The sequence below is a fragment of the Pseudomonas sp. LB3P58 genome (assembly GCF_054897895.1).
The window spans coordinates 6,043,379-6,059,312 of sequence record NZ_JBUBVE010000001.1; the positions used below are offsets into that span (position 1 = coordinate 6,043,379).

16 protein-coding genes are annotated in these 15,934 nt (G+C 58.1%); 10 read left to right on the forward strand and 6 right to left on the reverse strand.

All coding sequences use genetic code 11. The annotated features are described in order from the left end of the window. Window positions 1-6 precede the first annotated feature (6 nt). Window positions 7-828: a shikimate dehydrogenase gene (gene aroE, locus ACYZTZ_RS28220; RefSeq protein WP_462000317.1), complete on the forward strand. Its 822-nt coding sequence runs from the start codon at window positions 7-9 to the stop codon at window positions 826-828. Here the strand turns inward: aroE and ACYZTZ_RS28225 are convergent. From ACYZTZ_RS28225 to betC, 3 genes are all read right to left on the reverse strand, one after another. Beyond that, the gene (locus ACYZTZ_RS28225) at window positions 825-2,393 is read right to left on the reverse strand and encodes a SulP family inorganic anion transporter (RefSeq protein WP_462000318.1); all 1,569 of its coding nucleotides are present in this window, start codon (window positions 2,391-2,393) and stop codon (window positions 825-827) included. The genes aroE and ACYZTZ_RS28225 overlap by 4 nt on opposite strands. A gap of 278 nt (window positions 2,394-2,671) precedes the next feature. Then, on the reverse strand, window positions 2,672-3,592 hold the full coding sequence (gene choX, locus ACYZTZ_RS28230) for a choline ABC transporter substrate-binding protein (RefSeq protein ID WP_150657788.1): 921 nt from the start codon (window positions 3,590-3,592) through the stop codon (window positions 2,672-2,674). 16 nt (window positions 3,593-3,608) lie between these two features. Then, window positions 3,609-5,123, reverse strand: a complete 1,515-nt coding sequence (gene betC, locus ACYZTZ_RS28235) for a choline-sulfatase (protein ID WP_462000319.1) — start codon at window positions 5,121-5,123, stop codon at window positions 3,609-3,611. Between the two features lie 114 nt (window positions 5,124-5,237). Here betC and ACYZTZ_RS28240 point away from each other — a divergent pair, with 114 nt between their 5' ends. Next, the gene (locus ACYZTZ_RS28240) at window positions 5,238-6,188 is read left to right on the forward strand and encodes a choline sulfate utilization transcriptional regulator (protein WP_462000320.1); all 951 of its coding nucleotides are present in this window, start codon (window positions 5,238-5,240) and stop codon (window positions 6,186-6,188) included. Here ACYZTZ_RS28240 and ACYZTZ_RS28245 read toward each other — a convergent pair. Then, on the reverse strand, window positions 6,175-6,846 hold the full coding sequence (locus tag ACYZTZ_RS28245; RefSeq protein ID WP_462000321.1) for an NAD(P)-dependent oxidoreductase: 672 nt from the start codon (window positions 6,844-6,846) through the stop codon (window positions 6,175-6,177). The two genes, ACYZTZ_RS28240 and ACYZTZ_RS28245, sit on opposite strands and share 14 nt — an antisense overlap. Before the next feature lie 82 nt (window positions 6,847-6,928). Here ACYZTZ_RS28245 and ACYZTZ_RS28250 point away from each other — a divergent pair, with 82 nt between their 5' ends. Continuing rightward, on the forward strand, window positions 6,929-7,255 hold the full coding sequence (locus ACYZTZ_RS28250) for a DOPA 4,5-dioxygenase family protein (RefSeq protein WP_462000322.1): 327 nt from the start codon (window positions 6,929-6,931) through the stop codon (window positions 7,253-7,255). A 5-nt stretch (window positions 7,256-7,260) separates the two neighbouring features. On the opposite strand, the gene ACYZTZ_RS28255 is transcribed toward ACYZTZ_RS28250, so the two are convergent. Beyond that, window positions 7,261-7,662: a GFA family protein gene (locus tag ACYZTZ_RS28255; protein ID WP_462000323.1), complete on the reverse strand. Its 402-nt coding sequence runs from the start codon at window positions 7,660-7,662 to the stop codon at window positions 7,261-7,263. A gap of 319 nt (window positions 7,663-7,981) precedes the next feature. Here ACYZTZ_RS28255 and ACYZTZ_RS28260 point away from each other — a divergent pair, with 319 nt between their 5' ends. Further along, the gene (locus ACYZTZ_RS28260) at window positions 7,982-9,289 is read left to right on the forward strand and encodes a CitMHS family transporter (RefSeq protein ID WP_056738463.1); all 1,308 of its coding nucleotides are present in this window, start codon (window positions 7,982-7,984) and stop codon (window positions 9,287-9,289) included. Between the two features lie 85 nt (window positions 9,290-9,374). Further along, window positions 9,375-10,142, forward strand: a complete 768-nt coding sequence (locus tag ACYZTZ_RS28265) for a TerC family protein (protein ID WP_462000324.1) — start codon at window positions 9,375-9,377, stop codon at window positions 10,140-10,142. Between the two features lie 150 nt (window positions 10,143-10,292). On the opposite strand, the gene ACYZTZ_RS28270 is transcribed toward ACYZTZ_RS28265, so the two are convergent. After that, window positions 10,293-10,541 (reverse strand): DUF6124 family protein, encoded by a 249-nt coding sequence (locus ACYZTZ_RS28270; RefSeq protein ID WP_462000325.1) that lies wholly within the window; start codon window positions 10,539-10,541, stop codon window positions 10,293-10,295. A 473-nt stretch (window positions 10,542-11,014) separates the two neighbouring features. Here ACYZTZ_RS28270 and ACYZTZ_RS28275 point away from each other — a divergent pair, with 473 nt between their 5' ends. The 5 genes from ACYZTZ_RS28275 (at window position 11,015) to ACYZTZ_RS28295 (ending at window position 15,905) form a co-directional block, all read left to right on the forward strand. Beyond that, a complete protein-coding gene (locus ACYZTZ_RS28275) occupies window positions 11,015-11,512 on the forward strand; it encodes a PAAR domain-containing protein (protein ID WP_462000326.1) in 498 nt (165 codons plus the stop codon). Window positions 11,513-11,531: 19 nt separating this feature from the next. Next, window positions 11,532-12,689, forward strand: a complete 1,158-nt coding sequence (locus tag ACYZTZ_RS28280) for a DUF2515 family protein (protein WP_462000327.1) — start codon at window positions 11,532-11,534, stop codon at window positions 12,687-12,689. A 32-nt stretch (window positions 12,690-12,721) separates the two neighbouring features. Further along, window positions 12,722-13,321, forward strand: coding sequence for a hypothetical protein (locus tag ACYZTZ_RS28285; protein ID WP_462000328.1), 600 nt, complete (start codon window positions 12,722-12,724; stop codon window positions 13,319-13,321). Between the two features lie 95 nt (window positions 13,322-13,416). Next, window positions 13,417-13,977 (forward strand): hypothetical protein, encoded by a 561-nt coding sequence (locus ACYZTZ_RS28290; RefSeq protein ID WP_462000329.1) that lies wholly within the window; start codon window positions 13,417-13,419, stop codon window positions 13,975-13,977. A gap of 269 nt (window positions 13,978-14,246) precedes the next feature. Further along, window positions 14,247-15,905, forward strand: a complete 1,659-nt coding sequence (locus tag ACYZTZ_RS28295; protein ID WP_046044898.1) for a Na/Pi cotransporter family protein — start codon at window positions 14,247-14,249, stop codon at window positions 15,903-15,905. Window positions 15,906-15,934: the final 29 nt, after the last annotated feature.

Consider the following 15,934-nt stretch of genomic DNA (forward strand, 5'->3'; position numbering starts at 1 on the left):
ATTCTGATGGACCGTTATGTCGTATTCGGTAACCCGATTGGTCACAGCAAGTCGCCGCTGATCCACCGTCTGTTCGCCGAGCAGATGGCTCAGAAACTGGACTACAGCACCTTGCTGGCGCCCCTCGACGATTTTTCCACTTGTGCCCGAACGTTTTTCCTCGAAGGTCGCGGGGCGAATGTGACGGTGCCGTTCAAGGAAGAGGCCTATCGTCTGGCGAACAGTCTGACGGCACGGGCGCAACGCGCCGGTGCGGTGAACACCCTGAGCAAACTCGCTGATGGCAGCCTGCTGGGTGACAACACCGATGGCGCCGGGCTGGTGCGGGACCTGACGGTCAACGCCGGTTTCAGCCTCAAGGGCAAACGCATCCTGCTGCTCGGTGCTGGCGGCGCAGTGCGCGGTGCGCTGGAGCCGTTGCTGGCCGAGCAACCCGCCTCGGTAATTATCGCCAACCGTACGGTGGAAAAAGCCGAACTGTTGGCGGAATTATTCGCGGACCTGGGGCCGGTGTCGGCCAGTGGTTTTGATTGGTTGAAGGAGTCGGTCGATCTGATCATCAACGCGACGTCCGCCAGTCTGTCAGGGGATGTTCCGCCGATTGCCAGCAGTTTGATCGAGCCGGGCAAAACGGTGTGCTACGACATGATGTACAGCAAAGAGCCAACCTCGTTCTGCCGTTGGGCCAGTGAACATGGCGCGGCGGTGTCGATGGATGGTTTGGGGATGCTCGCCGAACAAGCGGCAGAAGCCTTCTTCCTGTGGCGCGGCGTACGTCCGGACACGGCGCCGGTGCTGGCCGAGTTGCGTCGGCAACTCGCGCTTTAATCCTCAAACCGGATCGGGCATTTTTCCGCCCCTTCCAGCTTCCTCAATTCTTCCACCACCTGCGGCCGCGCGCGCCGCAGGGTCAGGCTGCGATCCTGGCGCAGCAGTCGTCGCGCTTCCTGGTGCAGCATCTCTACGCCTGAATAGTCGATGAAGTTGATTTGTTGCGCTTCGATCACCACGCGTACGCCGTGCATCCGTTGCAGGCGAACTTGCAGGTAATGGCTGGCGCCGAAAAAGATCGAACCACCAACTCGCAGAATGTCTTCATCCCCATCCCGCCAATGCTGGACTCGCGGTTGCGAGGTGCGTTTGAGGTAGAAGAACAGTGAAGCCAGCACTCCGGCGTAGATCGCGGTCTGCAATTCCAGCAGCAGCGTGGCGACACAGGTTAGCGCCATGACCAGGAACTCGGCACGGCTGACCCGCAACAACGCGCGAATGCCACGATGATCCACCAGCCCCCAGGCGATCAACAGAATGCTGCCGGCCATGGCCGGGATCGGAATGTGCGCGATCAAATTCGCGCCGAAGATGGCGAACAGCGCCACCCACAGCGCCGAAAAAACGCCGGCCATCGGCGAACAGGCACCCGCTTCGTAGCTCAGGCCGGAGCGGGTGAAGGAACCGGCTGACAGCGATCCAGAAAAAAACGCACCGACGATGTTCGATAAACCCTGGGCGCGGACCTCTTGGTTGGCGTCGAGCAACTGTTGTGAGCGGGCCGACAAGGAACGGGCAATCGACAGACTGGTGACCAGCCCGAGCATGCCCACCGCCACCGCGCTGGGTAACAAACGCAGAATCAGGTCCAGATCCAGCGGCAGCGGGCTGAAAGGCGGCAGCCGCCCGACAAACGCGCTGACCAACTTCACATGGCCAAACATCGATGGCCAGAGCCAGACCAGCAATCCGCTCAGCGCCAGGGTGATCAACAGCGTCGGCCAGCGCGGCAACAGCAGTTTCAACACCACGCCCACCACGACCGTCGCCAGGCCCAGCATTAGCGACGGTTTATCCACTTCGCCGAGGTGACTGAAGAGCATCATCAAACTGTTCAGCGCTGTTGCCTGGTTGGGCAATTCCAGCCCCAACAGATTCGGCAGTTGGCCGATGGCAATCACCACCGCCGCGCCGAGGGTGAAACCCAGTACTACCGAGTGCGAGACGAAATTCACCAAGGCGCCAAAGCGCAGCAAACCGAGCAGCCACTGGAAAACGCCGGCCAGCAGCGTCAGCAACAGGATCAGGGTGACGTAGTCCTCTGACGCAGGAACGGCCAGAGGACTGACGCTGGCGTACAAGACAATAGAAATCGCCGCCGTAGGACCGCAGATCAAGTGCCACGAAGAACCCCAGAGACAGGCGATCAGCACCGGGATAATCGCCGCGTACAGACCGTATTCAGGTGGGAGACCGGCGATCAGCGCGTAGGCAATGGATTGCGGCAACGCGAGAATCGCGCCGCTGAGGCCGACGATCAGATCGCGACCGACGCTGGCGCGGGTTTGCCGAGGCATCCAGCTGAGGAAGGGGAAGAGCGAATGGCGGCTTGGGAAGGCCATGGGTCCTCTCGGGTGGGATTTTGCGCAAGGGTAGCAGGGTGGGAGGAGTGTCAGGTGAATCCACCCCTCACCCTAACCCTCCCGAAACGTCGGACCGCCCCAGAGGGGCGAGGGGACTGACCATGTGAATCTTAAGAAATTCTGCGACCTGCGATATCGAGGCGAACTCAGGTTTGGCTAACACTGGAGGTCTGCTCCCTTTCCCCCTCTCCCCTCTGGGGAGAGGGCTGGGGTGAGGGGTCGATCCTGAGTCCGACACAGAATCCACGATCACCCGATCAAAGCTTCGCCTTCACCGCCCCCAACGCATCCTTTCCATCCACTGTCTTCACCCCGTCCAGCCACTTATCCAGTACCGCCGGATTAGCCTTTATCCACGCCTTGGCCGCATCAGCATTGCTGACCTTCTTGTTCACTACCTCGGCCATGATGCTGTTCTCCATGTCCTGGGTGAAACTCAGGTTGGTGAGCAGTTTGCCGACGTTCGGGCAGGCCTGTGCATAACCTTTGCGGGTCAGGGTGTGGACGCTGCCGGTGTCGCCGAAGTACTTCTCGCCGCCCTTGAGGTAATGCATTTTCAGCTGCACGTTCATCGGGTGCGGGGTCCAGCCGAGGAAGGTCACGAACTTCTGTTTCTTCACCGCGCGAGACACTTCCGCCAGCATCGCCTGTTCGCTGGACTCGACCAGTTTCCACTGGCCCATGTCGAAGTCGTTCTTCTTGATGATTTCCTGCAAGGAGATGTTGGCGGGAGCGCCGGAGCCGATGCCGTAGATCTTCTTGTCGAACTTGTCGGCGTATTTGTTCAGGTCGGAAAAGTTATGCACACCCGCGTCCCAGACGTAATCCGGGACGGCGAGGGTGAATTCGGTGCCGTCGAGGTTCTTCGCCAGTTGCGTGACATCGCCGGTGGCCACGAACTTGTCGTAGAAGCCCTGTTGTGCCGGCATCCAGTTACCGAGAAACACGTCGACCTGGCCATCTTTCAAGCCGCCAAAGGTGATCGGCACTGCAAGCGTGTCGACTTTGGCCTTGTAGCCCATGCCGTCCAGCAGAAACCCGGTGATGGCGTTGGTGGCGGCAATGTCGCTCCAGCCCGGGTCGGCCATTTTCACCGTCTCGCAACTCTGATCGGCATACGCCGATGCACTGCCCAGAGCCAGAAGCCCGACCGTCATTGCTGTGGATAACCTACGCATGGCATTCCCCTTAACATTATTGGTTTTGGCAGGGTTGTGGATAACGTGCTTTACGCTCCAGATCGTCGAGGTCGATGTGGTTGCGCATGTACTGCTGACTGGCGTCCACCAGCGGCTGGTGATCCCAGCTCTTCAGCTTGCCGATGGTTAACGCCTCCGCGACAAAACGTCGGCGCCGTTGGCTGGCGAGCACTTGTTGGTGGATCGTCGGGATATCCCATTTGGTCCGGGCTTCGGCGAGAAATTCATCGAAAAGCGGCCGATGTTGCGGCGATTGGCTGAGTTCTTCCTGTTCGCGCGGGTCGTTGTGTACATCGAAGAGCAGGCAAGGATCATCTTCGCTGTAGATGAATTTGTAGGCGCCGCGACGAATCATCATCAGCGGGCTGATGGTGCCTTCAGCCATGTATTCGCCGAAGACCTCGTCATGACCGCCCTGCCCTTGCAGGTGCGAGACCAGCGAGCGGCCATCCAGCGGCAGCCCCGGCTCCAGCGAACCGCCGGCCAGTTCCACGAAGGTTGGCAACAGATCGGCGGTGGAGACCGCCGCGCTGACCCGGCCAGCCCCGAATTGCCCCGGCGCACTGATCAACAGCGGTACGCGGGCGGCCATTTCGTACCAGTGCATTTTGTACCAGAGCCCACGCTCGCCGAGCATGTCGCCGTGGTCGCCGGAAAACACAATGATGGTGTCATCGATAAGACCGGTTTCCTCGAGTGTTTGCAGGAGTTTACCGACGTTGCTGTCGATATAGCTGCACGCACCGAAGTACGCCCGGCGTGCGTCGCGAATCTTATCCACAGGCAGCGGTTTGTCCCACAGGTCGTAAACCTTGAGCAAACGCTGAGAGTGCGGATCAAGTTCGGTCTGCGCCGGGGTTTCAGGCAACGGGATGTCGGCGTCGTCGTACATATCCCAGAAGGCCTTGGGAATGGTGTACGGGTCGTGTGGGTGAGTCATCGAAACGGTGAGGCAAAACGGCTGATCGCCGTCCTCTCGGATGTGATCGAACAAATACTGTTGGGCCTTGAACACCACCTCTTCGTCGAAATCCAGCTGATTGGTGCGAACGCACGGCCCGGCTTGCAGCACCGAAGACATGTTGTGAAACCAGGTTGGACGCACGTCTGGCTCGTCCCAGTTCACCGACCAGCCGTAATCGGCCGGGTAGATGTCGCTGGTCAGGCGTTCTTCATAGCCGTGCAACTGATCCGGGCCGCAGAAATGCATCTTGCCCGACAGCGCGGTGCGGTAGCCGAGTCGACGCAGGTAGTGGGCATAAGTCGGTACATCGGCGGGGAAATCGGCCGCGTTGTCGTAGGCGCCGATCTTGCTCGGCAACTGACCGCTGACCAGGGTAAAACGCGACGGCGCACACAGTGGGCTGTTGCAATAAGCGGCGTCGAACACCACGCCTTCGGCGGCGAGACGGCTGAGATTCGGCAGTTTGATGGGCGAAGGGCCGTAGAACGGCAACATTGGCGCGGCCATCTGATCGGCCATGATGAAAAGAATATTCTTGCGCTTCATGTGATCGCGGCATTCCATAGTGAATATTTATGCGAGAGTGCTGCGATCGAGCATGTAGCCCACGCAATTTGTGGTAAAGCCCATGCGCGGCAATGACTAGGATAAGCACAGCTTATGTATGACGCCCTTGGTGATTTGTCTCTGGATTTGCTTCGCGCCTTTGAAGCGGCGGCCCGTCAATGCAGCTTCACGGCGGCCGCGGTGGAGCTCGGCACCACGCAACCGGCCATCAGCCAGCAGATCAAACGGTTGGAAGAACAACTCGGGACGCGGCTGTTCGACCGGATCTATCGCGGCATCGAACTGACTGAGGCCGGGACTATCCTGTTTGAGCAGGTTCAGCTCGGATTGCAGAACATCGACGCAGGGTTGAGCGCGATCAGCGCACAGCACCAGCATGAAGTGTTGCAGGTCGCCACCGATTTCGCCTTCGCTGCGTATTGGCTGATGCCGCGGCTGCACCGATTTCATGCCGCCAATCCTCAGGTGGATGTCAGCCTGGTCACCAGCGAACGCAGCCTCAACATGCTGCGCACCGATATCGATGTGGCGGTGTTGTTCGGTGATGGCCGATTCAAACAGGGCGAAAGCCATTGGCTGTTCAGCGAGGAAGTCTTTCCGGTGTGCAGCCCGCTTCTGTTGAAGGATCGTCCCCTGCCCTTACCGGCCCAGTCATTGCTCGAGTTCCCGCTGCTGCACCTTCGAGGCGAAAACAGCAGCAACTGGTTCGACTGGAGCGGCGTGTTTCGGGAGTTGGGGATCGCTTCGGCACCTGCGCCTGGGCAATTGCGCTTCGACAATTACACGTTGCTGATCCAGGCGGCGATTGGCGGCCAGGGCGTGGCGATTGGGTGGCGGCACCTTGTGGATAACTTGCTGGCGCAAGGTTTGTTGTGTCGACCGATCGCGGAAACGGTGATTTCCAGGCTCGGCTATTACGTGGTCCTGCCCCAGCGGAAACGGCGTGGCGCGCTGATTCAACAGTTTGTGGACTGGCTGATGGCTGAGCAGGCCAGCAGTGCGCAATCGTTGAATGGCCTGCCGCTGCCGTCTATCGCTGTATAGCCTCGGTCGCGACAAAGGTCACGTGTTCGCCGACATGCAGGTTCAACCGCAACTCATCGGCAATCCCTGTCGCCACCCGGCTCAACCGTTCAAGCGGTTCGGCGAGGCCCAGCTCCAGGCTGCGGCTGACGTGGCTGAAATGCTCGATGGTCAGTCCGGGCACCCCGCGCGGCGCATTGATCAGTGTCCAGTGCAAGGTGCTGCTTTGCAGGGCCTCGCGGATTTCTTCGGCGGCGTGGCGTTGCAGTCGATCTTCGATCTCCGGATCGTCCAGTACCTCGAAATCTCCGACCAGAAACAGCCGGGAAATCCCCGAGGCCTGCATGCCATCGATCAGCGCATCCACCGCCAGCACTTGCTCGACCGGGCCGGGCACGATGGATTTTTCCACGTGCTCGCTGTTCATCGGCAACCCGGGTGCATCCAGCAGACAGATCACCGCCGAACACCCGGCGACGCTCTGCTTGACCCGCTTGGCGTCGAACAAATCGCCGGTCTTGGTCCGCAATCCCGGGCGCGGCGCGAGGGCCGTCAGGTCATCGAGAATGGCGATCACTTCATGTTGGCGCCGCAGCATTTCAGCCATCAGCGCACTGCCCAGGCTACTCATGGCACCATAAAGCACCACTTTCACCACCGGGGTTTCGGCATTTTTCATGGCCGTGCTCCGTTCTTCCTATCTCTATGGCGTGTGACCTGTGGGAAACAACGCCGGTTCGACTCGATTCAGAGGGTTTCAAATGCAGCGGATCAAGGGCTACCACGCCCATGTCTACTTCGACGCCAGCACCCTTCCTCAGGCGCGAGCCTTGTGTGAGCAGGCGGCGCAACTGTTTCCAGTGAGGATGGGTCGCGTCCATGAACGCCCGGTGGGTCCGCACCCGGACTGGAGCTGCCAGTTGGCTTTCGAGCCGCAATACATCGGCGACGTGTTGCCCTGGCTTGCGCTCAACCGCAAGGGTTTGGTGGTGTTCCTGCACCCGGACACCGGCGACGATCTGCTCGACCACACCGAGCACGCCATCTGGATGGGCGCGATTCGGCCACTGGATCTGTCTATTTTTTGATCAGTTTACAACTGTTCCTCAGCTTCGCCGGGCAAATGTTCATCCAGATGCAGCCAGGGCAGACGGTTGTCAGTCCAGATATGTTTTTCGGCGGGTGCCTGCTCGGGATGATCGAGGGTGGCGATGGTCACATCGATGCTGTCCGGGCTCAGGTGCGAGACCAGCGCCAGCTGCGCCCCACAGTTGCCGCAGAAATACCGCACGCAGGTTGTTGATGAGTCGTACTGCGCGGGTATCCCTTTCACCCATTCAAAGGCTGACGCGGGCACGGTGATCCAGGTGGTCACGATCCCGCCGCTGACCCGTCGGCAAATCGAACAATGACAGTGGGCGATGTCGTGCAAAGGCCCGCTGAATTGATAGCGCAGATGTCCGCAATGGCAGCCGCCCGTATGAATTTCGGCCATGTTTTGTCCTCCTGCCCTGTATTCAGGGACTTGAAACCCGTCCGACGACCGGTTGCACATCTGGTCAATGCTTTCATCCGCGAAAGCTGGGTGAAAGCTTCCGCGATTAGGATCGCCCCCACTACCGGCAACAGACCGGTTGGCCAACGTGAGTGTTTGATTGCTTGCACGGTCCATTTAACAACAACAATGGTGATCCTGATGTCCTCTTCTACCCGCCGCTTCGCTGTCACTCCACCCATACGCCTCGTGCTTCCCGTTCTGCGCTGACCCACCCGGTTCGCCCATTCCCTAGCCGCGCTATGCCTGGAGTATTCCCATGCTGACTTTCCTTGGCTTTGCCATGGTCATCACGTTCATGTTCCTGATCATGACCAAGCGCCTGTCCGCGCTGATCGCTCTGATCATTATCCCGATCCTGTTCGCGCTGTTCGGTGGTTTTGCGCCGAAGATCGGCCCGATGATGCTCGAAGGCATCACCAAGCTCGCACCGACCGGTGTGATGCTGATGTTCGCCATTCTGTACTTCGCCCTGATGATCGATTCCGGCCTGTTCGACCCGGCCGTGCGCAAGATCCTCAAACTGGTCAAGGGCGACCCGTTGAAAGTTTCGGTCGGCACCGCCGTACTGGCGCTGATCGTGTCCATGGACGGTGATGGCGCCACCACTTATATGATCTGCGTGGCCGCCATGCTGCCGCTCTACGCCCGTATCGGCATGAGCCCGCGGATCATGGCCGGCCTGATCATCCTCGCCGGTGGCGTGATGAACATGACGCCATGGGGCGGCCCGACCGCTCGTGCTGCCAGTGCGCTGCATGTGGACCCGTCCGACATCTTCGTACCGATGATTCCGGCGATGGCTTTCGGGGTGCTGGCCATCCTCATGATTGCCTACTTCTATGGCAAGCGTGAGCGTGCGCGTCTGGGTGAACTGCACCTGGTGGGCGATGAAATCGACCACAGTGAAATCAGCGTTTCGCAATTCCCGGATGCCCGTCGTCCGAAGTTGATCTGGTTCAACGGCGCCCTGACCCTGGCCCTGATGGGCACCCTGGTCGCCGGTCTGTTGCCGCTGCCGGTGCTGTTCATGGTGGCTTTCAGTATCGCGATGATCGTCAACTACCCGTGCCTGCAACAGCAGAAGGACCGCGTCGCGGCCCACGCCGGTAGCGTGCTGGCGGTGGTCGGCTTGATCTTCGCGGCCGGTATCTTCACCGGTATCCTGACGGGCACCGGCATGGTCGATGCGATGTCGAAAAGCCTGTTGGCGGTCATCCCGGACTTCCTCGGCCCGTACCTGGCGGTGATCACTGCACTGGTGAGCATGCCGTTCACGTTCTTCATGTCGAACGATGCATTTTATTACGGCGTGTTACCGGTACTTGCGGAAGCCGCCAGCCATTACGGTATAACCGCGGTTGAAATGGCACGTGCCTCGATCGTCGGTCAGCCCGTCCACCTGTTGAGCCCGTTGGTACCATCGACCTACCTGTTGGTGGCCCTGGCCGGTATCGACTTCGGTGATCACCAGCGTTTCACCCTGAAGTGGGCAGTGCTGGTTTGCATGTGCATACTGATCGCCGCTTTGCTGATGGGGATTTTTCCGCTGTTCAGCACTCTATAAGCCCAAGACTCACCATGACGGGTCCAGGCTTTGTTGTTTGAAGCCTGGGCCCTTCGTGGTTTAACACACGCACAAAGGAATACACATGGAATGGCTGACCAACCCTGAAATCTGGGTTGCCTTCTTCACCCTGACCGCCCTGGAAATCGTTCTGGGTATCGATAACATCATCATGATTTCGATCCTGGTCAGCCGCATGCCCAAGCACATGCAGGCACGCACGCGGATTTTCGGCCTGGCACTGGCCATGGTCACGCGGATCCTGTTGCTGCTGTCTATCACTTGGGTCATGCGTCTCACTGCAGACTTGTTCGAAGTGTTCGGCCAAGGCATTTCCGGGCGTGACCTGATCCTGTTCTTCGGTGGTCTGTTCCTGCTGTGGAAGAGCTCGCAAGAGATGTACCACGCGCTGGAAGGTGAAGACGAAACCAATGAGGAGCCGGGCGGCAAGGGCGGCAACTTCCTCTACACCATCATTCAGATCGCAATTATCGACATCGTGTTCTCGCTGGACTCGGTCATTACCGCTGTGGGCATGGTGTCCTACGTACCGGTCATGGTCGCGGCGATCGTCGTTGCCGTGCTGGTGATGATGTGGGCTTCCGGCACCATCAGCGAGTTCATCGACAAGCACCCGTCGCTGAAGATGCTGGCGCTGTCGTTCCTGTTGATAGTCGGTACTGTGCTGATTGCTGAATCCCTCGACGTTCACGTGCCAAAAGGCTACGTCTACTTCGCCATGGCGTTCTCGCTGGCGGTGGAAGCGATCAACATCAAGATGCGCACCGCGATGGCGAAAAAGCGCAAACAGCAGGACCCGGTGAAACTGCGCAAGGACATTCCGGGTCAATAACCCGAGCCTGTGCACTGGCTGGTGTCAGCCAGTGCACAAAACTTGTGGGAGCGAGCCTGCTCGCGATAGCGGCCTGTCAGTCAACATCGATGTTGAATGTGACGGCCCCATCGCGAGCAGGCTCGCTCCCACATTTTTTTTGCTCTGTGATTACCCTGGCGGATCGAGGTTATCCAGCACTCGATTCACCGCCAATTCCCCCAACATGATGCTTTGCTGAATCCCCAGCAGGGTGTTGCGCTGAGAACCTTCCAGAAAACCGGCAAAATCACTGGCCATGACACTGGCCGACGCCAACGATTCGCAGGCGTGAGCGAGCAGGGTTTCGTTATCGACCTCGGGGTTGATGAGGAAGATGGTGCTGGGTTTTCGCGGTGGGTTGGGTGTGACTTTGAACATAGGGACTTTCTCCAGTATGGCCGCAACCCGTTCGCTACTAATACGAAAGGGTGGCAGCTGTGCACAGGTTAGTAGACCGGCAAAGTCACCTAAAACACCCGGCGCGCCCGAGGGCGCCCTATGCACAGCCACCATCAAGCGCAGGCGGATACCTGACTGGATGACGCTGTACAACCGAGATGACTGGCCGGACTACTAAACCCGATCACTGATGGGCAGTGACGGGAGCCAAGTTACCGACGAGCCTCTAGGCGCACAAGCCGGCGGATTCTGGCGTAACCGTAGGCAAGGGCGCAAGGCGTTGTAGCCTCCGAGAAGTAACTCTGGGTGTCATTAAACATATGTCGCAGAGCGCGTGAATCACATCAACGCAGTTGAAGAATTAGCCGACAGTTCTTTCCAACGGTTGACGCACAGAGTTCTGGTGGTTAGCGTCCCCCGCTTGCTTCAAACGACAATGACAAGGAATGCATATGTCTGGAAAACCGGCTGCACGCCTCACGGACCCGACCACCTGCCCCCTCCCCGGTCACGGCACCAACCCGATTGCCAGCGGCTCATCCGATGTCTTTTTCAACGGTCTCGCCGCCGCTCGGGTCAGCGACAAATGCACCTGCGGTCAAGCCCTCAGCGGTGGATTCTCTTCAACGGTGTTCATTAACGGCCTGAACGCCATAACCCTCGACAGCACCGCTAGTCATGGCGGTGTGGTGATCGGCGGCTCCGGCAACGTCATCATCGGCAGCAGTCACTCCTCCGCGCCATTCATTCCGCCCCTGTCGATCATTGGTCAGCCTTTGGTCGAATTCAAAGCCGTCAGCGCCGGCAATGGCGAACCGATTGCCCAACAAGACTACGAAATCGAAACCGCCGAAGGCCGCATCGTCAAAGGACAGACCAACGCCCTGGGCATGACCCAAAGCGTCGCCACCTTACAGCCCGACCTCGCCGTAGTCCGCTGGACCGTCTGAGCCTCAAGGAAGAATGGAAATGACCGGACAATGCATCGCTCCAGACGATCTGGACATGAAAAAACTCTGGGACAGCACCTGCGAACTCCCCGCTTGCAAGCGCGAAACCACTAAGGCCGGCCCCAACCCGAAAACCCGCGTCGAGGTGCCGTTGCTGACCTGTAATTGCCTGTGGCGCAGGTTTCAGAAAGAAGCCGAAGAATGGGTCGCACCGGGCGGCGTGTTGATTGCCGACCCGCAAGTACGCAACCGCAAGATCAACGCGGCCTACGCACAGTTATGGCTGGCGGATAACCGGTTTCAGTGGGCGGGATTGGCGGCGTTTGCTTCCAAGCAAGTGGGGTGTGGGTTGATTCATGCCACCAAATTGCAAACGGCTATTGCGGCGCAGAAGACGGCGCAGGAGAAATTGCGGACGGGTAAGTCGGAAACAATTTTCGAAGGGTTTGGGTTCAAGCTCAGCAAGACTGATCCAGAAATCGAGAAAGAGTTAGCGAACGCCAAAGCGGCCAATCCTCTTCCCACTGAGGATATTACCTTCGGCGACAACTCCCGTTCCGCTGTTCAGCAGCAGTTGGACTACGTGTATGAAATGCTGGCGCTTGGGAACACTTCGCTATTTCTGGACGTATATCCATTGCATCGGTTTTTTATGGTGCGCGGCTTCAAAGAAATGGAAGCCTGTCTTCCCAAACGCAACAAACTCAAAAATGAAGTTCTCTGGCCCATCGCTGACAAAGTAGAGTTCGGTGCAGTGCGGGCAGAAGTGACCGATACTTTTAAAGCCATCGATGAAGGAAGAATTACCAAAAGCGTCGAATTTATGGCCGGTCACGAACAGCTGAACATTCTGCAACCTGCGATGTATGACGATTCTCACTTCGCTTACCTAATGCGCGGCACTCATGCCGGAGATGTCGTATCCGTGGTCACGGGCATACTGTCCGGGGCTGCAGAAGAAATCCAGTTGACTCTGGCAAGTCAATGCAAGGCGGCAGACGGACGAAAGGTTACCTTCGGTAGTAATCCGTTGGCCAATCTGGCAAACAAGGATCAGCGAATGGAGTTCGTACTTCGTGCTGCAACACAATTCGATGCCTTATTAAAAAATCCCGAGTCAAAAGCCCAACTGAAGCAGTCCATTACAGAAATCTCCAAAGGCGGGGGGATCCGTTGATGAGATTCCTCTGCAGGTTGTCTCTGATAAGTATGAGTGCAATTCTTATTGGCCTGGGTGTCGCCTACTTCAATTGGAACACGGAAATTTTAAGTGCGCATATTGGAAAGTCTTACAACGACACCGTTGAGGACTCCACATTTTCGGTGACTGCAAATACCGCTTTTTATCCCAGCAAGCCGCCGCACCCTAGCTCTACATGGATATCGAAGCCAGTCATCATCCATTTTGATGATCCTGAGCATGGTTTTACGCTACCAGCAACCAAGTTTGGCGCCATTGGTTTTGATGAAGGCAAAGTCTCGACCATGACGACTTCTCCAATGCTGGAGACCCTGCCTTTCGATCAGCTGATGCCCTTACTCAATCAGTTGCAGGGGATGCTAAAAGACTCGGGCTGGGTACCGCGCAACCAAGAGGACAACTCGTGGTTAACTTTAGGCAGCGAAGTAGAGAAAAACGCGCTGCAGAAGCAGTTGTTCGATCAGGTCGTAGTCGTGATGCTCCTGATACCCCACAAATACAGTCTTGCGCTTAACGTCAAATGTTACGCCCGCTGTAATGAGCGCGACCCGAAAACGGCGAAGTATCTGATCGATGTCAGTGTAGGCTCGGATTACTACAGCGAATGAAGAGTCGCTCCAGACGGCGGCGTCGATGCTTGCAAAGAGCAGCATTTTTTATGCTATTCATTTGTCTGACTTCCTTTCACCACCCGGTTGATTTTTTGAACGTTCATATCGGGAAGCCATACAGAGAAGTCGCACGAGACTCGACCTTCCCTGTTCAAGGCAACACGGCAATTTATCCTGGGGATCCTAACGACGCTAAAGATCCACCTCATCCGAGCTCTACCTGGATCAGCAATCCAGTTGTCATCCGATTTGATGATCCCGACTATGGCTTTACGCTGCCCGCTACCACGTTCGGTGCGATCGGGTGGTCCGAATTCAAAGCGATCACCCTGACTACGTCGCCGATGCTGGAAACCTTGCCGTTCGAGCAAGCGGTAACACTCCTTGAGGAGTTACACCAAAAGTTCAAACAAGTCGGGTGGACTCCAGAGCCTGTAGAAGGTAACGACTGGCTAAAAATAGAAACCAAGGAGGATAAGGTGCGGCTTCAGACAAAACTCTTTGATCAAGCGGACGGTGTCATCTTGTTGATTCCGCACAAATACAGCTTGATCCTTCACATCAAATGCTATGCCCGCTGCGCCGAACGAAACCCCGAGACAGCCAAGTATCTGATCGACGTAGGGCTGGGCGACGATAACTTCAGCGATTGAACGCTGCTGCGCAGCCCTGCGGGAGCAAGCCCCTTCACCACAGGGGTTGTGTTCGTGCACCTTTTCAACTGAGTGGCAGGGGCCTTCGGGCCCCTTTTTCATATCTGCATCAAGCTGTTTTCATGACAGTTTTGTTTCAATCGCTACTTTAGCTGTGCGATGCTGGCGCCCAGACCGTTAGCCAACTACAGCTTAAGTACAGAACGTAGAAGAACGCGCGGCACCGTCAAATTTGCCCCAATGGGGCGCTACCACCACAGGGGGCCTGCATGCTCACCCTGCTCAATTTGTTATCTGCCGTGGCCTTGTTGATTTGGGGCACGCACATCGTCCGAACCGGCATCCTGCGGGTCTACGGTTCCAACCTGCGCCATGTGATTGGCCGGAACATGTCCAAGCGCTGGCTGGCGTTCGTCTCGGGGATCGTCGTGACGGCGATGGTCCAGAGCAGCAACGCCACCGCCATGCTCGTCACCTCCTTTGTCGGTCAGGGCCTGATGGCGCTGACCCCGGCCCTGGCGACCATGCTCGGGGCCGACGTCGGTACCGCGCTGATGGCGCGAGTGCTGACCTTCGACCTGTCGTGGCTGTCGCCGCTGCTGATCTTTCTTGGGGTGATTTTCTTCCTGTCGCGCAAACAGACCCGGGTCGGACAGATGGGTCGGGTCGGTATCGGCCTGGGGCTGATCATCCTGGCGCTGCAACTGATCGTCGAATCCGCTGCGCCGATCACTCAGGCCCAAGGCGTGAAGGTGATTTTCGCCTCGCTGACCGGCGACATCCTGCTGGATGCCCTGGTCGGTGCGTTGTTCGCAATGGTTTCCTACTCCAGCCTGGCCGCCGTCCTGCTGACCGCGACCCTGGCCGGTGCCGCAGTGATCAGCCTGCCCGTGGCCATCGGCCTGGTGATCGGCGCCAACATCGGCAGCGGCATCCTCGCCTTCCTCAGCACCAGCATGCAGAACGCCGCCGGCCGCCAGGTGGCGTTGGGCAGCTTGCTGTACAAGTTGATTGGTCTGTTGCTGATCATTCCGGTGCTCGACCCGTTGGTGCACTGGATCGACAGTCTGGACTTCAGCCCTCAGGAAATGGTCATCGGCTTTCACCTGCTCTACAACACCGCGCGCTGCCTGCTCTTGCTGCCGAGTGTCGGGCCGATGGCCAGGTTCTGTGCGTGGGTGCTGCCGGAGCGCCCGCAAGTCAACGGCACTGCCAAACCGCGGCATCTTGATCCAACAGCGCTGGTCACGCCCAGCCTGGCGCTGGCCAATGCCGCCCGGGAAACCCTGCGTATTGGCGACCTGATCGACAACATGCTCGAGGCCATGCTCGACGTGCTGAACGGCAAGCAAACCGCCGTTACCCAGGAAATGCGGCGCCTGACCGATGATGTGGAATCGCTCTACGGCGCCATCAAGTTGTATCTGGCGCAAATGCCCCGTGAAGACCTCAGTGAGCAGGACAGTCGGCGCTGGGCGGAAATCATCGAGCTGGCGATCAACCTCAAGCTCGCCAGCGACCTCATCGAACGTATGCTGCGCAAGGTCCAGCAGCAGAAAACTTCGCAGCGCCGGTCTTTTTCCGAGGTCGGCCTGGAAGAGTTGGCGGGGTTGCACACTCAGTTGATATCCAACCTGCGCCTGGGGTTGTCCGTGTTCCTCAGTGCCGATAAGGAAAGTGCTCGCCAGTTATTGCGTGAGAAACGTCGCTTTCGCGCACAGGAACGCCGCCTGGCCCATGCTCACGTCAGCCGATTGCAACGTAAGATCGTGCAGAGTATCGAGACCAGTTCGTTGCACCTGGAGTTGATTGCCGACATGAAGCGTCTGAATTCGCTGTTTTGCAGCAGCGCCTATGTGGTGCTGGAAACTTCCGACACCGGCGCCCTGGCGGTCGACGAATTCGCTGACATCACTCATTCACCCTGAACGTCCACAGTTGCCTGAAGTCTGTTGAA

Excerpts from the sequence above, each read along its gene's own strand:
- aroE (WP_462000317.1), top strand. The coding sequence starts at position 7 with ATGGACCGTTATGTCGTATTCGGTAACCCGATTGGTCACAGCAAGTCG.
- ACYZTZ_RS28225 (WP_462000318.1), bottom strand. The coding sequence starts at position 2,393 with ATGGCCTTCCCAAGCCGCCATTCGCTCTTCCCCTTCCTCAGCTGGATG.
- choX (WP_150657788.1), bottom strand. The coding sequence starts at position 3,592 with ATGCGTAGGTTATCCACAGCAATGACGGTCGGGCTTCTGGCTCTGGGC.
- betC (WP_462000319.1), bottom strand. The coding sequence starts at position 5,123 with ATGAAGCGCAAGAATATTCTTTTCATCATGGCCGATCAGATGGCCGCG.
- ACYZTZ_RS28240 (WP_462000320.1), top strand. The coding sequence starts at position 5,238 with ATGTATGACGCCCTTGGTGATTTGTCTCTGGATTTGCTTCGCGCCTTT.
- ACYZTZ_RS28245 (WP_462000321.1), bottom strand. The coding sequence starts at position 6,846 with ATGAAAAATGCCGAAACCCCGGTGGTGAAAGTGGTGCTTTATGGTGCC.
- ACYZTZ_RS28250 (WP_462000322.1), top strand. The coding sequence starts at position 6,929 with ATGCAGCGGATCAAGGGCTACCACGCCCATGTCTACTTCGACGCCAGC.
- ACYZTZ_RS28255 (WP_462000323.1), bottom strand. The coding sequence starts at position 7,662 with ATGGCCGAAATTCATACGGGCGGCTGCCATTGCGGACATCTGCGCTAT.
- ACYZTZ_RS28260 (WP_056738463.1), top strand. The coding sequence starts at position 7,982 with ATGCTGACTTTCCTTGGCTTTGCCATGGTCATCACGTTCATGTTCCTG.
- ACYZTZ_RS28265 (WP_462000324.1), top strand. The coding sequence starts at position 9,375 with ATGGAATGGCTGACCAACCCTGAAATCTGGGTTGCCTTCTTCACCCTG.
- ACYZTZ_RS28270 (WP_462000325.1), bottom strand. The coding sequence starts at position 10,541 with ATGTTCAAAGTCACACCCAACCCACCGCGAAAACCCAGCACCATCTTC.
- ACYZTZ_RS28275 (WP_462000326.1), top strand. The coding sequence starts at position 11,015 with ATGTCTGGAAAACCGGCTGCACGCCTCACGGACCCGACCACCTGCCCC.
- ACYZTZ_RS28280 (WP_462000327.1), top strand. The coding sequence starts at position 11,532 with ATGACCGGACAATGCATCGCTCCAGACGATCTGGACATGAAAAAACTC.
- ACYZTZ_RS28285 (WP_462000328.1), top strand. The coding sequence starts at position 12,722 with ATGAGTGCAATTCTTATTGGCCTGGGTGTCGCCTACTTCAATTGGAAC.
- ACYZTZ_RS28295 (WP_046044898.1), top strand. The coding sequence starts at position 14,247 with ATGCTCACCCTGCTCAATTTGTTATCTGCCGTGGCCTTGTTGATTTGG.